This is a genomic window from Pseudomonas folii (assembly GCF_014357575.1).
Taxonomy (GTDB): Bacteria; Pseudomonadota; Gammaproteobacteria; order Pseudomonadales; family Pseudomonadaceae; genus Aquipseudomonas; species Aquipseudomonas folii.
This window is the reverse complement of record NZ_JACONW010000020.1, coordinates 1-14,401: the sequence shown is the minus strand read 5'-3', so window position 1 is coordinate 14,401 and position 14,401 is coordinate 1. Positions and strand designations below refer to the sequence as shown.

Sequence of the window (14,401 nt, the reverse complement as noted above, 5' to 3'; positions counted from 1 at the left end):
CCTAGTAGGCGCGCCTGAAGGTGAAGTTGATTCGTTGCTCGCCCAGCAACGGATGATGACCGGGCTTGATCGGCAGGACACCATGAAAGCGCAGGCGGTCTTCGCCACCCCAGACCACGACGTCGCCATGCAGCAGCGCTACGCGTTGGGTCTTGTCGCTGCGTTGGTGACCACCAAAGAGAAAGATCGCGGGCAGCCCTAGAGAAACCGAGACCACCGGCCATTCGTAGTGCGTTTCGTCTTTGTCCTGATGCAGGGACATCTTTGCCCCAGGGACATACTGGTTGATCAGGCAGGCGTCGGGAGCAAAACCCGGAAAACCGCAGACATGGGCGGCACGCTGCGCCAGTTCCATGAATGCCGGGGGAATCTCCGGCCATGGGCGTTGGGTTTGCGGATCGGTTGGGGTGTAGCGATAGCCGCTGCGATCAGTCATCCAGCCAAAGCTGCCGCAACTGCTCAAGGCTGCCGACATGGTAAAGCCACCCGGCGTCACCATGTGCCGGAAGGGGGCTTTGCTAAGCGTGTCTTCCAGGGCGGGCAACAAGCGCTTAATATCCGCCAGCGCAAACCCGCGCAACACCCATGAGCAAGGGCCGATCTGCTCCATGGCGTTGCTTTGCATGGGCTCTTCAGCGAACAGGTCGAAGGTGATCGGCGTCGTGCTTTGCCGCTTCATGGAATTGGGATTCCTTCAAAGTGCCGTAGGCCCTGCCAAAGGCTGCGAAGCATTCATTCTGATACACCGCCATCGCAGCCCTCGGCAGCGCCTACAGGTGCAGTGTTTACCGCCCTTGAATATCTTGCGCCACTTGGATCAGTGGCGGAATTACAGGGCCTTACTGACCTTCACATCGCTAATGACATCGCCGCTATCACTGTGCATCTTCTCCAGAGCGCTTCTTGCCTCTTCGGCGGATGCGGACTGTAATTGAGCGAATTCAAAGCGGCGTTCGCCATTGAGTTTGTAGCTCACAGCGTATTTGGTGGTTCGTGGGGCAGGCGTGTTCACGTTGGCTCCTGATTTGCGGGTATTGATCAGCTCAGTCGGGACGTCGAACGACGAACGATTTTGATCGAATGCGTGAAATTGGTCTTGCGCCCACCATTGGTATCCATTTTGCGCCCGGCAGTATCAATGGTGATATTCCAGAACCCAGTGCTCGGAACGGCGATTTTGGCCGGAAACTTGTCGAATGCACCGCCGTGATAAGTATGACGGCCACCGTTTTTGAAGGTCCGGAAGTTCGAGTCATTCATCAGGCGGATGTTGCAGAGCTGAGAACACTCAATGACGACCAGATCGTCTTCATTGAGGTGCTCGCGCTGGTGTACGAATTTCATGGGTGTCTCCGGCGGTAAGGCTTTTTTCGAAAATCAAAACGATAACATGGTGCAGGTCGGCATTTATCGGCGATTCAGGGTTTATTGCAATCATCTCGCTAAAAACGACTTTATACGGGATTTAATTCACGTCAGGCTTGTCGTAGGACTTTTACCGGGAGGATTGTATGAAATTGGCTGTCGTAATTTTGGCTCTGGCGATGACTGGCTGCGCCACCGTCGCAGATATCGAACATTCCCCAGCGACCATGAACGTGATGTCTGGCAAAACTCCGAAGGAATACACCGACTGTTTCGTCGGCAAAATTGCTGACAGCCGCAAGCCGCCGCTGATTGAGCCTCATCATGATGGCTTGCGGGTAATCGTTGCGCAGAAATTCAGCAAAGATCCTGCAGCGATTCTGGATGTTGAAAACCGCTCAGGTGGCAGCACGATCAAGGTCTACGAGCGGTTGTCCAATCTGCCGATCCGGCCCAAAGACGTACAGCATGCTGCGACGTTCTGTATTTCGGGTTAAGCCTCTTTACTTGCACACAACCAGCACGCTGCGGTTCTTGTAGTTGCCCACGTCGACCCCGAGAGTCTTGTCGCTTTCGGGAGGCTGTGGCGTGCCGTCGGTACCCACGATTTCATAGCCGGTCCCGGCGCAGGATGCATCTGCTTTTTCATAGCAGCTTGCCCATGACATCGCTTCGCCCGAGCAATCGATGTTCAAGCCCTGTCTGCCGTTTTTCAGGTATGTGTTGGAAGCGGTTGCACAGCCAGTAAGGCCCAGTACAGCAATAATGGACAAAACTCTGATCATGTCTTTGTACTTCTTCAGGATAAGCGGGGGAGTAGGTTCAAGGTTCTGGTGCTATGACTGATCTAGAGAGCCATCGTTCCGACATCATTCTATGCATCGCAAGCAGGGGTTGTTTTCAGGTCCGTCGGCGCGCAGCTTTTGGCTGATCCTGCAGGACGGCTGCCACTTCAACAGCAGCCTCTTCGCTGGCAAATGGACCCGCGATGGCTTCGCCTTCAGCCGAACATGCCCACCATTGGCCATCCTGGAGTTTTTTGATCAGGTAACCATTTATGTTTTTTACTTGTGACATTGCAGCGGTCTCGCGGTTGGCTATGCAGGTGCGCATCATAAAGCGTCAGTTGCGTGGCTGTCTCCTGCGCTTTGCCTTGAGATAATTCCTACGCGTCAAATCGCGTTCGGCTACGCTTGCATGGGGTTTCGGGCACTTGCTTAAACGACCGGATCTGTTGATCAGAACAGGGGTTTTTCGTGGGTAGGAAGTCGATGGGGTTTGTACGAAACCGGATACTCAACGACGCTTTGATGTTCTTTAAATCTACAATCGAGCGGAACTATCTGCTCGGGGATTCCTCTACCATGGCATCGAAAGGCCAGAGGCGTGCCATTGTAAGGTGATCGCCGCCTGATTAGACTGCGCCGCTAACGCCAACAGCCCTTATAAAGGACTTTTATGATCAAGAAATGCTTGTTCCCCGCAGCCGGTTACGGCACTCGCTTTTTGCCAGCGACCAAAGCCATGCCTAAAGAGATGCTGCCAGTGGTCAACAAGCCACTGATCCAATACGGCGTGGAAGAAGCTCTTGCTGCAGGCCTTAACGAAATCTCCATCGTCACCGGTCGCGGCAAGCGCGCGCTGGAAGACCATTTCGACATCAGCTACGAGCTGGAAACCCAGATCAAGGGCACCGACAAGGAAAAATACCTGGTTGGTATCCGTAAGCTGATCGACGAGTGCAGCTTTTCCTACACTCGCCAGACTGAAATGAAGGGTTTGGGCCACGCGATCCTCAGCGGCCGCCCGCTGATCGGTAACGAAGCTTTTGCCGTCGTGCTGGCGGATGACCTTTGCGTCAACCTCGACGGCGAAGGCGTCCTGGCGCAGATGGTCAAGCTGCACAAGCACTATGGCTGCTCGATCGTTGCAATTCAGGAAGTCCCTGCCAACGAAACGCAGAAGTATGGCGTTATCGCGGGCGAAGAAATCAAGCCAGGCCTGTTCCGCGTCACTGACATGGTTGAAAAGCCGAAGCCTGAAGATGCGCCTTCCAATCTGGCGATCATTGGTCGTTACATTCTGACTCCGGACATCTTCGCCAAAATCGAAGCGACCGAGCCAGGCAAGGGTGGCGAAATCCAGATCACCGATGCTCTGATGAAGCAGGCTGCAGAAGGCAACGTGCTGGCTTACAAATTCAAAGGCACCCGCTTTGACTGCGGCGGCGCTGAAGGCTACATCGAAGCGACCAACTTCTGCTTCGAGCACTTCTACAAGAAAGGCAGCTAAGCACCTGAGATCTTTTCAGACTTGCTTGCAGGACAAGGCCACCTTCGGGTGGCTTTGTCGTTTCTGGCTGATATGCTGTAGCTCTGCTTAGGAGATTTGCATGGCTTACGACTTCGACCTTTTTGTAATCGGTGCCGGTTCCGGCGGTGTGCGCGCCGGACGTTTTGCTGCTGGTTTTGGTGCGCGTGTGGCAGTGGCCGAGAGCCGTTACCTGGGCGGCACTTGCGTCAACGTAGGCTGTGTGCCGAAAAAGCTGTTGGTTTACGGCGCGCATTACGCTGAAGATTTCGAACAGGCAAAAAGCTTTGGCTGGACGACGGGCGAGCCCGGTTTTGATTGGCAAACGCTGATTGCCAACAAGGATCGCCAGATCCAGCACCTCAACGGCATTTATCGCAACCTGTTGGTCAACAGCGGAGTGACGCTGCTTGAAGGGCATGCCGCGCTCAAAGGGCCACATGAGGTTGAGATCAACGGTCAGACCTACAGCGCTGAACATATTCTGATTGCTACCGGCGGATGGCCGCAGGTGCCGGATATCCCGGGTCGCGAGCACGCCATTACCTCCAACGAGGCGTTTCATCTCAATCAGCTTCCAAAACGTATCGTGGTTGTCGGCGGCGGGTACATCGCGGTCGAGTTCGCCTCGATTTTCCATGGCCTTGGCGCCGACACCACGCTGATGTATCGCGGCGAGATGTTCCTGCGCGGTTTTGATGGCAGCGTGCGCACCCATTTGCACGAGGAACTGGCCAAGCGCGGCATGGACGTGCAATTCAATGCGGACATCGAGCGCATCGAAAAGCTGGCCGACGGCAGTCTCCAGCTATTTCTCAAGAATGGTCAGCAGGTGAACACCGATTGCGTGTTCTATGCTACCGGGCGTCGACCCATGCTTGATAACCTTGGGCTGGAGCACGTTAACGTCAAGCTCGATAAGAAAGGCTTTGTCGAGGTAGATGAAAACTATCAAAGCAGCGAGCCGTCGATTCTGGCCATCGGTGACGTGATCGGTCGTGTGCAGCTGACGCCGGTGGCGCTGGCTGAAGGTATGGCTGTAGCACGGCGTCTGTTCAAGCCTGAAGATTACCGGGCGGTCGAATACACGCATATTCCAACTGCCGTTTTCAGCCTGCCCAATATTGGCACTGTCGGCCTGACCGAAGAAGATGCCCGCAAGGCGGGGCATGAAGTGCGCATCTTCGAAAGCAGCTTCCGCCCGATGAAGCTGACGCTGACCGATAATCAGGAACGGACGCTGATGAAGCTGGTGGTCGATGCCAAAACAGATGTGGTACTCGGTTGCCATATGGTCGGTCCCGAGGCAGGTGAGATTATCCAGGGGTTGGCTATTGCCCTGAAAGCCGGTGCCACCAAACGCCAGTTTGACGACACGATCGGGGTACACCCGACACTGGCTGAGGAGTTCGTCACCATGCGCTCACCGGTGGATCGTTAGGCACTGGTTGTACACATGATTTGATGCCCGGGATTCAGGATGAAGGCCGGGCTGATTACACTTTCCAGGAAGGACACCCGCGATGAGCAGTCAATTTTTTTGGGCGGCGATGCCATTGACTTTCGACGAGCAAGATATAGGTTCCATGCGCAACATTGATGCGTTGCTTGAGAGTGAGCGGCAGTTTCGCAGTCTCGCTGACAATATGAGTCAGTTGGCATGGACAGCGGATTCCGCCGGCAACATCTATTGGTACAACGAGCGCTGGTATGCCTATACCGGGGCATCCCTCGAAGCCATGCGCGCACTGGGCTGGCGTTCAGTGCATCATCCTGACCACGTCGCCCGGGTGACGGCGCGGCTGATGCATTGCTTTGCAACCGGTTCGATCTGGGAAGACACCTTCCCGTTGCGTAGCAAGGATGGTGCATACAGCTGGTTTCTGGCGCGGGCGTTGCCGATTCGTGATGAGCGTGGGCACATCACGCACTGGCTCGGGACTCACACAGATATCACCGCGCAGGTCAATGCTGAAGAAGCCCTCCGTGAGCTCAATGAAAGCCTTGAATTACGAGTAGCTGAGCGTACTCGCGAGCTGGCCAGTATCAATGAGTTACTGCAGATTGAGATGGCCGAGCGTGAGCAGGCTGAAGAAACACTGCGTCACGCACAAAAAATGGACGCCATCGGCCAGCTCACTGGTGGTATCGCCCACGACTTCAATAACATGCTCACCGGCGTACTGGGTGCGCTGGATCTGATGCAGCGGCGCATTGCCGCTGGCCGTAGCGGTGAAATCGATCGCTACATCACGGCCGCCATGACCTCTGCCAATCGGGCTGCCGCCCTGACTCATCGTTTGTTGGCTTTTGCTCGTCGACAATCGCTGAACAATAGCGCTGTCGATGTCAATCAGATGGTGACGTCTATGCAGGAGCTGTTGGCGCGAACCATCGGGGAGAGTATCGAGCTGTGTATCGAGCTCAAAGATGGCCTGCAACTGACCAGTACAGACGAGCATCAACTGGAAAACGCATTGCTCAATCTGGTCATCAATGCCCGTGACGCGATGCCTGATGGCGGTCAACTGACCGTGTCCAGCGAGCACGTCAGTGTTGAGGGGCGGGCGAGTGAGATTTCAGCGGGTGATTATGTTCGCCTGAGTGTCCGCGATACCGGTTCAGGCATGTCTGACGATGTACTGGATCGCGCTTTTGATCCTTTCTTCACCACAAAACCGATTGGGCAGGGCACCGGGCTGGGTTTGTCGATGGTCTACGGTTTTATCAAGCAGACGGGAGGTCATGTCCTGATCGACAGCGCTGAGGGGCAGGGTACGGCGGTTCACCTTTACTTGCCTTGCCACCAGGACCTGGGTGAGCGCAGTCCGGTAGTCATCGATGGGCCGGAGGCGCCGCGCGCGGTCAATGGTGAGTGCGTGCTGGTGGTTGAGGATGAAGAGCCGGTTCGGATGCTGATGGTCGATGTGCTGCAGGAACTGGGATATTCAACCTTGGAGGCGGCCGACAGCAAGGCCGCCTTGCCTTGCTTGCAGGGCTCCAGGCGCATTGACTTGCTGGTCAGTGACGTGGGGTTGCCGGGGCTGAACGGGCGTCAGCTCGCTGAAATAGCCCGGCAATACAGACCCGGATTGCGTGTCCTGTTCGTGACCGGGTATGCCCCTGAAGCTCAGGTTCGTGGAGACTTCCTCGGGAGCGGAATGGACATGATGACCAAGCCCTTTACGGTCGATGAGCTGGGATTGCGGGTTCGAACCATGCTCGAGCAGCGTGATCAGGCCTGATCACTGGCGAGCCTTTGGGGGTAAGGGTTTTGGGTCGGGTTTGGGTTTGGACTTCGCCTGAGTCGCTCGCAGGTTTTCAAGGGCAAGCTCGGTCTTGATCAATATCAATTCCACTACCCGGTTCTGCTGTAACTGATCGGTCAGTTGCTGACGACTGTCGGCGCTTTCCTGTTGCGCAATGCGGGCGCGTTCTTCAAGCAAGGCGCAGCGGGTTTCCGAGTGTTGGAGCTGTTCATTGGCACTCGCTGCCTGAGCTACTGCTTTGTCCAGTTGCTCATGTTGTATGCCCAGTTCGCGTTGAGCGTTGCGGGTTTCTGCAAGCAGGCGCTCATTGTCCCGATTGAGTCGGGTTATTTCTTCCTGATGCTGCATGGCGATCTTCTTCGCCTGACGCAGTTCTGTTTCCTGCTCATCATTACGTCGCTGCGCTAGCTCGCGCTGCTCTTTTGCAGATTCGCGAGCGTGCAGATTGTTCTCTTCCAGTGAGCGGATTTGCTCGTCTTTTTCGGTCAGGCGCGTCGCCGCATCCTGATTGGCTTGAGTCAGCCGGGCGTTATTGGTTTGCTCGATCTGAAGTCGTTCGCGAGTGGCAAGGAGAGTGGCGGCTTGCTCCTTTAATTGTTCGGTCTTGCGCTCCAGTCGCGTGGTGATTTCTGCGAGCTGGTTTTGGGTCTTCAGTAATTCTTCCTGTTGCAACTGGCAGGTTGCGTCGAAGCGCGACCGGGCGTCATTGATGGTTTCTTGTGCCTGACCTTGCAAGCGGTGGGCGAGGCGGGTAACCAACTCAGTCAACTCATCGCTGATATCGGCCGGGGCTGTACCTGCCTGATCGGCGGCGTCCAGCTCTTTCAAATAGCGATGAATCGTGGTTTTAGAGCCCGTGTTGCCCATTTCGATACGTACCGAATCGATACTCGGATGCTCACCACGGGCCATCAATGCCAGCCGTGCTGTCTGTACCAACGCCTTGTTAACACCGCCCCGGGCCATTTCGTTCGCCTTTATTTCATACTGTGGTATGTACCCTGTAATTACATACTATTTTTCCTGTTATATCGAGTAGAGTTTTATTTGTCGCAGGAGGGCACGATCCATGCGAGGCCCCATTAGCGTCAGGCCAGACGGTGATCTCTCGACAGGTCTATCGTTATCGCGAGCAAGCTCACTCAGGTTCAGTGCTTTTCAGATGAAGGCGCGGCGTCTTTGATTTATGGGTATTCCATTTCCTTCTATTAATAAGCTGCCGTTATAGAGAAAACCAATCGACTGCATCAGGTTTGCCAATGAGCCTGTATAGGTCATTATGCGTAAGCTCACTTCCATCGAATCAACAACCCACTAGGAGATCCACCGATGCCTATCATCAACAGCCAGGTAAAACCGTTCAAAGCCACTGCATTCCAGAACGGCTCTTTCGTAGACGTGTCTGAAGCTGACTTCAAAGGCAAATGGTCTGTCGTCTTCTTTTACCCAGCAGACTTCACCTTCGTATGCCCGACCGAACTGGAAGACCTCGCTGACAACTACGCTGACTTCAAAAAGCTCGGCGTTGAAATCTACGGCGTGTCGACTGACACCCACTTTGCCCACGCTGCATGGCACAACACTTCGCCAGCCATTGGCAAAATCCAGTACCCATTGATCGGCGACCCGACTCACATCCTGTCCCGTAACTTCGACGTATTGATCGAAGAAGCTGGCCTGGCTGACCGCGGTACTTTCGTGATCAACCCTGAAGGTCAGATCAAAATCGTTGAGCTGAACGACGGCGGTGTTGGTCGTGACGCATCCGAGCTGCTGCGTAAAGTCAAAGCTGCTCAGTACGTTGCTGCTCACCCAGGTGAAGTTTGCCCGGCTAAATGGAAAGAAGGCGAAGCCACTCTGGCTCCATCTTTGGACCTGGTCGGCAAGATCTAAGCCGCATGCATCGGCTGGGGGCGCTGAGCTCTTGAGCAAGTAAACCGCATCGCCCCTAAAAACGCCCGGGCGACCATCGCCTGGGCGTTGTTTTTTCTACTACAGCAAAAAAGGAATCGCCCGCATGTTGGACGCCAATCTTAAAGCCCAGCTGAAGTCTTACCTGGAACGGCTTACCCGTCCGGTGGAGATCGTCGCGTCCCTCGATGACGGCGCGAAATCCCAGGAAATGCTCGCGTTGCTCAATGACGTGATTAGCGTTTCGAAAGACATTACTCTCAATGACAGCGGCACCGACGTGCGTACCCCGTCGTTCTCGCTCAATAGCCCGGGACAAAACATCAGCCTGCGTTTCGCCGGTATCCCGATGGGCCATGAATTCACCTCGCTGGTACTGGCGTTGCTGCAAGTCGGCGGCTATCCATCCAAGGCCAGTGCGGACACTATCGAGCAAATTCGCGCTCTTGAAGGCGATTTCACGTTCGAAACCTATTTCTCCCAGTCATGCCAGAACTGCCCGGATGTCGTCCAGGCGCTCAATCTGATGGCTGTGCTCAATCCGAACATCAAGCACGTTGCTATCGACGGCGCGCTGTTCCAGGACGAAGTCACTGATCGCCACATCATGTCGGTGCCAAGCATCTACCTGAACGGCGAGCTGTTCGGTCAGGGCCGCATGGGCCTGGAAGAAATTCTGGCCAAGATCGACACCGGTGCCGGTGATCGTCAGGCGCAGAAGCTCAACAGCAAAGACGCTTTTGACGTATTGGTGGTTGGCGGCGGGCCAGCGGGTTCCGCGGCGGCTGTTTACGCAGCCCGTAAAGGTATTCGTACCGGCGTGGCGGCTGAGCGTTTCGGTGGTCAGGTGCTGGACACCATGGCGATCGAGAACTTTATTTCCGTACAACACACTGAAGGTCCGAAGCTCGCCGTTGCCCTTGAAGAGCACGTCAAGCAATACGAAGTGGACATCATGAACCTGCAGCGTGCTGACCAGTTGATTGCTGGCAAAGACGGCGCATTGCACGAAGTGAAGTTTGCAAGCGGGGCAAGCCTCAAGGCCAAGACCTTGATCCTCGCCACGGGCGCGCGCTGGAGGGAGATGAACGTTCCTGGCGAGCAGCAATATCGCAACAAGGGCGTTGCTTACTGCCCGCACTGTGACGGTCCATTGTTCAAAGGCAAGCGTGTTGCCGTTATCGGCGGCGGTAACTCCGGTGTTGAAGCGGCCATCGATCTGGCGGGTATCGTGGCTCACGTCACGCTGCTGGAGTTCGATGTGCAGTTGCGTGCTGACGCGGTGTTGCAACGCAAGCTGACCAGCCTGCCAAACGTCACGGTCATCACTAACGCGCAGACCACCGAAGTCACCGGCGACGATCAGAAGGTCAACGGCTTGCGTTACAAGAACCGTGTGAATGGCGAAGAAGTCACGGTAGAGCTGGAAGGTATCTTCGTACAGATCGGCCTGCTGCCTAACACCGATTGGCTCAAAGGCAGTATCGAACTGTCGCCACGCGGGGAAATCGTTGTGGATTCACGTGGTGAAACATCCATTCCCGGTATCTTCGCTGCGGGTGACGTGACCACCACGCCTTACAAGCAGATCATCATTGCTCTGGGGGAGGGCGCCAAAGCTTCCCTCAGCGCTTTTGATCACTTGATCCGGACCTCCGCGCCAGCCTGAGTAATGTTCAGGTAATAAAAAAGGGCCTCATGATTATTCATGAGGCCCTTTTTGTTTCTGGCTTACAGCGGCGTTGGCTGGATGATTTCTACCCAGTAGCCATCCGGGTCCTTGATGAACGCCAGGCTGTTCATACGGCCGTCAGCCAGGCGCTTCTGGAAGTCCACGCCCAGTGCTTCAAAACGTTCGCAGGCAACATGCACGTCCGGCACGGAAATGCAGATATGACCGAAGCCGCGAGGATCAGCGTTGCCGTTGTGGTAGGCGAACGCAGGGTCTTTTTCGGTGCCATGGTTGTGGGTCAACTCAAGGATGCCCGGGATCGATTTCATCCAGACGTTACGAGCGGCGTCGTCTGCCGGAATCTGGCTTTTGTCCACCAGCGCCAGGAAGTACAGGCTGAACTCGGCTTCAGCAAAATCGCGTTTTTCAACCAGGCTGAAACCCAGCACCCGGGTGTAGAAGTCCAGTGAAGCGGTGATGTCCTTGACCCTCAGCATGGTGTGATTGAACACGAATTGCCGGGTCGCAGCTTCCGGCTCTGCGGTCACGCCAGGGAAGGTATTAAGGTCTTGCAGGCTCATGGATATCTCCGGTTGAGGTCTTCTGTATGTGCAAATGATACGGGGTCACTGGTGTCCAAGCCAAACCTGAGTGGCAATTGAAGTGCGCCGGGCCTTGTTCCTGAGGAGCCGGGCGGGCAGACTTCCATGCTTATGCACTTCGGTGATGGCTTTCAGGTACTTCGGTGACGCCGCTCATGATTGACCCGCGATACAGATATTCATTCATTGGTTTTTGCCTGGCACTGATTGCTGGTGGGGCTCATGCAAGCGACGCAGTGATCATCTGGCCCAGCGGATGGGAAGTCGAAGACATGAGCGCCGGGCAGTCCGGTTCAGTTCAGCCCTCGCCACAGTCCCGGCAGCGGGCTGCCAAAAATGATCAGGCGGGCAATCCTGTAATGGTCATGGAGCTGACCGAGTCGCGTCTGGCGTCCGGTCATCAGGTGAATGTCGAGGGTGTACTGCTGGAAATGCGCAAGGCCGTGCAGGTTAATTTTGCCCGCAGCGGTTTCCAAAGCGTGTGTACCCGTGTGCACCCCACGGAGCTGAGCAAGATTCCGGCAGTCGAGACGACATGCACGATTACTCAGAACGGGGTGCACGTGATGACTCAGACACTGGTGGCGGCTGCGACAGCCAGTACTGCGTGGTCACTGTCCTACGCAGGTTCTGCTGCCGGTTACGCGCAGACGAAGGACGAGGCTTTGCAGATCCGCAGCACGCTACGTCTGGAGGCGCAATGATCCGTGCAGAAACACGAATTTCAGACAAAAAGAAGCCCGCCGAAGCGGGCATTGGGGCGCTAATCCTTTAGCAGCCTCTATCTTGGGATACTGCCTGTGAAAAAATCGTGAATCTCGTGAGAAAAAAACTGGAACGACCGTACTTATAAATATCAGAATATTCTGACAAGTTCGTATGATAAAGCTGGTTGTTATTAGCAATGATTGATGATTACGTTTGGCGATTCACGCTCATCATTATTGGTGATAGGTGGGGTATATAAATAGGTATCGGTGTCCCCACCGCTAACAGTAGTAGCTGCGATGGCAGCAGTGATGGCTGTCGAACTATATTGAACGATATTGAACCGCGGTCGAGTATCAGCAGTGGTTAACTCGGAAGAGTTATATCTGACGCCAGATAGTTGTCGCTCCAATAAAAGAAGCCCTGCAATGCAGGGCTTTTTCATGCAAAGAACTTGATCACGCGCGAAGCCATGAATCGACGGTATCAACACCGTATTGCTCTTTCCAGGACTTCAGACCGCGGTGGTTGCCACCTTTGGTCTCGATCAGTTCACCGGTATGCGGGTTCTGATAAACCTTGACGACGCGCGCGCGACGGCGCTTGGGCCCCGCGGGGGCTGGCAGAGATGAAGAGCCTTTAGGGTCAAGGATCGTGATGATGTCGCGTAGACCCTTGTCGTAGGTGCTCATCAAAGCCTGGAGCTTCTGTTCGAACTCTATCTCCTTCTTCAGGCCCGCATCATTCTTCAAGGACTCCAGCTGAGCCAGCTGTTCCTGAAGGGCTTTTTCTGCTGCACGAAACTCTGCAAGTCTGGACAAATAACATACTCCAACGGTGAGTGGCTGTTACCAGCGTCACAAAACGATATGACAAGAACCAGGGCTTACACGCGTATTCGATCCTCCGTTGGGGAACCCAAACGCGTTTTTTTGTCCTGATGAAAATGAGTGCGTCCTGTCGTTTTCGTTTCGGTGATAAAAGGTAGTTGTAATGTGTAGCGGGTAAATCATGCACTTTTTTTTTGACTTAGAAAATAGTTTTGATGCGATTAACCAGTCGCGTTGATGATTACAGTTGGTCGCGACGCTACTCATGTTGTCTTATCTGATGAAGCCAGCTGTAAGTTATTTCTGATATTAGACTGCCACAGAAATAGACTGGCTTTATCGTCAAATCAGGTCTCAAGGCTGCAGTTTCTGCTATAGCCCCTGCTGTAGCGCTGGGTCGTCAGGGTTCTGCTGTTCAAGCCCGGCTTGTAGCACCTGAACGTTTTGCAACTGCCCGGTTTCCTTCCAGTATCGAATCAACAATACCCGAGCCTTGCGGTTGGCTGGCTGACGCTGGAGGATTTCAGCCAATTGTTTTTGTGCCGCCTCTAACTGTTCCAGATCGTGAAGCGCCACGGCCAGATCATAGCGGTAGTCGGTGTTGTCAGGCTCCAGCTCCACGGCCTTGGCCAGTGCCAGCAAGGCGTACTCAGTCTGGTCATGCACCAACAGCCACATCCCCAACGCATGCTGAAGCCTTGAGGAGTGCGGGTGTTGTACCAGAAGTTGTGCCAGAAGCTGACGTGCATGCTCGGCTTGCCCTTGCTGGTCGAGCTGATCGAGGTAGGCAATGGCCACGTCCAGATTTTTCGGCTCGGAGTCCATTGCTGCCTTCAGCACCGAGAGTGCAGCAGCCTTTTCACCACTGTGGGCGAGCAAGCGCGCTAGTTGCAGTTGGTTCGTGCCCGTAGCGGGCTGCGCTTTGAGGTTGGTTGTGCAGAGATCGACGCTGTGTTGCAAGGCTGCGAAGTACAGGCCGAGTTCGTCTGGAGACAGGTCGAGCAGGGCCATGGTCGCAGCCAGGCGAACCGCCGCTTCGGGATCTTCAAGCAGGGGCCCTAACAAGATACTGCGCTTGCCGTCGGGGAGCATTTTTGTGGTCACTTCAATCGCTGCCTGACGGATGAGGACTGAGTCGCTCTGCAACGCAGCATCAAGCAGCTTGAGTGCCTGGGGGCTTGGGTAGTTGGCGAGTTCGGCCAGCAGGCTGGCGCGACGAATATCGGATAGGTCATTGCGGGCAAGGTGTTGGTAGAGGACCCTTGCAGCGCCGGGTTTCCCGTTGTGCGCCAGTTCCAGGGCTTCGCCGTAAGTCTGGCTGAGCACCGGAGGAGCAGGCGGGGTGGACCATTGACGTGTCAAGTAAACGACGCCGATCAATGCGATCAGGATTAACCCGCCGATCAGCGTTATACGGCGGCGGGCCGATGTTTTTGAAAAAAAGCCTCGAGCAGGCATGAGAATACCGATATCCATTTCTTTACGGCTTGCAGCTTCGTGGAGGGATAGCTTGGTGTCAAACGGTGTATGTTGAGTTATGGGTATCTATAGCTCTTCCATTTAGTGATTTATGGGTACATATCCGTTATCGCGTTATTGGCTTTTATTGGTTGCGCCCTTACGGCGCCTCACTTTTGAACAGCGCAAAAGTAAGCAAAACGCTCTTGCCCCATCACTCGGCACCTCGCTGGTGCTCGGTGTACCCGCCCGCAGATCCTGAACCGTGGGCCGCCG

The 14,401-nt window shown here is 54.9% G+C and carries 15 protein-coding genes and 1 pseudogene; 7 read left to right on the top strand and 9 right to left on the bottom strand.

The features are described 5' to 3' along the window. Window position 1: 1 nt before the first annotated feature. The 3 genes from alkB to H8S59_RS06840 all read right to left on the bottom strand — a co-directional run bounded on the left by alkB (window position 2) and on the right by H8S59_RS06840 (window position 1,344). On the bottom strand, window positions 2-679 hold the full coding sequence (alkB, locus tag H8S59_RS06850) for a DNA oxidative demethylase AlkB (RefSeq protein ID WP_187520912.1): 678 nt from the start codon (window positions 677-679) through the stop codon (window positions 2-4). Window positions 680-829: 150 nt separating this feature from the next. Then, window positions 830-1,012, bottom strand: coding sequence for a hypothetical protein (locus tag H8S59_RS06845; RefSeq protein WP_187520911.1), 183 nt, complete (start codon window positions 1,010-1,012; stop codon window positions 830-832). A gap of 26 nt (window positions 1,013-1,038) precedes the next feature. Then, window positions 1,039-1,344 (bottom strand): DUF1883 domain-containing protein, encoded by a 306-nt coding sequence (locus H8S59_RS06840; protein WP_095097853.1) that lies wholly within the window; start codon window positions 1,342-1,344, stop codon window positions 1,039-1,041. A gap of 167 nt (window positions 1,345-1,511) precedes the next feature. Between H8S59_RS06840 and H8S59_RS06835 the strand changes: the two genes are divergently transcribed. Continuing rightward, window positions 1,512-1,862 carry a hypothetical protein gene (locus H8S59_RS06835; protein ID WP_187520910.1) on the top strand — a complete coding sequence of 117 codons (351 nt, stop codon included), beginning with the start codon at window positions 1,512-1,514 and terminating at the stop codon, window positions 1,860-1,862. A gap of 6 nt (window positions 1,863-1,868) precedes the next feature. On the opposite strand, the gene H8S59_RS06830 is transcribed toward H8S59_RS06835, so the two are convergent. Together H8S59_RS06830 and H8S59_RS06825 are read right to left on the bottom strand one after the other, a co-directional pair. After that, window positions 1,869-2,150 carry a hypothetical protein gene (locus tag H8S59_RS06830; protein ID WP_095097847.1) on the bottom strand — a complete coding sequence of 94 codons (282 nt, stop codon included), beginning with the start codon at window positions 2,148-2,150 and terminating at the stop codon, window positions 1,869-1,871. A gap of 115 nt (window positions 2,151-2,265) precedes the next feature. After that, window positions 2,266-2,442, bottom strand: a complete 177-nt coding sequence (locus H8S59_RS06825) for a hypothetical protein (protein ID WP_176469911.1) — start codon at window positions 2,440-2,442, stop codon at window positions 2,266-2,268. 381 nt (window positions 2,443-2,823) lie between these two features. On the opposite strand from H8S59_RS06825, the gene galU reads away from it, so the two are divergent. The 3 genes and pseudogenes from galU to H8S59_RS06810 all read left to right on the top strand — a co-directional run. Further along, window positions 2,824-3,657: a UTP--glucose-1-phosphate uridylyltransferase GalU gene (galU, locus tag H8S59_RS06820; protein ID WP_095097841.1), complete on the top strand. Its 834-nt coding sequence runs from the start codon at window positions 2,824-2,826 to the stop codon at window positions 3,655-3,657. Window positions 3,658-3,757: 100 nt separating this feature from the next. Further along, a complete protein-coding gene (gene gorA / locus H8S59_RS06815; RefSeq protein WP_187520909.1) occupies window positions 3,758-5,116 on the top strand; it encodes a glutathione-disulfide reductase in 1,359 nt (452 codons plus the stop codon). 145 nt (window positions 5,117-5,261) lie between these two features. Beyond that, a pseudogene (locus H8S59_RS06810) lies at window positions 5,262-6,920 on the top strand (hybrid sensor histidine kinase/response regulator); the annotation flags it as partial. On the opposite strand, the gene H8S59_RS06805 reads toward H8S59_RS06810, so the two are convergent. Next, the gene (locus tag H8S59_RS06805; protein ID WP_187520908.1) at window positions 6,921-7,910 is read right to left on the bottom strand and encodes a DNA-binding protein; all 990 of its coding nucleotides are present in this window, start codon (window positions 7,908-7,910) and stop codon (window positions 6,921-6,923) included. Between the two features lie 363 nt (window positions 7,911-8,273). Between H8S59_RS06805 and ahpC the strand changes: the two genes are divergently transcribed. Then, complete coding sequence (gene ahpC, locus H8S59_RS06800; protein ID WP_027902690.1) at window positions 8,274-8,837, top strand: alkyl hydroperoxide reductase subunit C; 564 nt, start codon at window positions 8,274-8,276, stop codon at window positions 8,835-8,837. Between the two features lie 124 nt (window positions 8,838-8,961). Beyond that, window positions 8,962-10,524: an alkyl hydroperoxide reductase subunit F gene (gene ahpF / locus H8S59_RS06795; protein WP_187520907.1), complete on the top strand. Its 1,563-nt coding sequence runs from the start codon at window positions 8,962-8,964 to the stop codon at window positions 10,522-10,524. 62 nt (window positions 10,525-10,586) lie between these two features. Here ahpF and gloA read toward each other — a convergent pair whose 3' ends face one another. Next, window positions 10,587-11,108, bottom strand: coding sequence for a lactoylglutathione lyase (gene gloA, locus H8S59_RS06790; RefSeq protein WP_095097829.1), 522 nt, complete (start codon window positions 11,106-11,108; stop codon window positions 10,587-10,589). A 176-nt stretch (window positions 11,109-11,284) separates the two neighbouring features. Here gloA and H8S59_RS06785 point away from each other — a divergent pair, with 176 nt between their 5' ends. After that, on the top strand, window positions 11,285-11,833 hold the full coding sequence (locus H8S59_RS06785) for a DUF4946 domain-containing protein (protein WP_187520906.1): 549 nt from the start codon (window positions 11,285-11,287) through the stop codon (window positions 11,831-11,833). Window positions 11,834-12,295: 462 nt separating this feature from the next. Here H8S59_RS06785 and H8S59_RS06780 read toward each other — a convergent pair whose 3' ends face one another. Both H8S59_RS06780 and H8S59_RS06775 read right to left on the bottom strand, forming a co-directional pair. Further along, on the bottom strand, window positions 12,296-12,658 hold the full coding sequence (locus H8S59_RS06780) for a histone-like nucleoid-structuring protein, MvaT/MvaU family (RefSeq protein ID WP_095097826.1): 363 nt from the start codon (window positions 12,656-12,658) through the stop codon (window positions 12,296-12,298). Window positions 12,659-13,039: 381 nt separating this feature from the next. Continuing rightward, complete coding sequence (locus H8S59_RS06775; protein WP_187520935.1) at window positions 13,040-14,125, bottom strand: HEAT repeat domain-containing protein; 1,086 nt, start codon at window positions 14,123-14,125, stop codon at window positions 13,040-13,042. Window positions 14,126-14,401 lie beyond the last annotated feature (276 nt).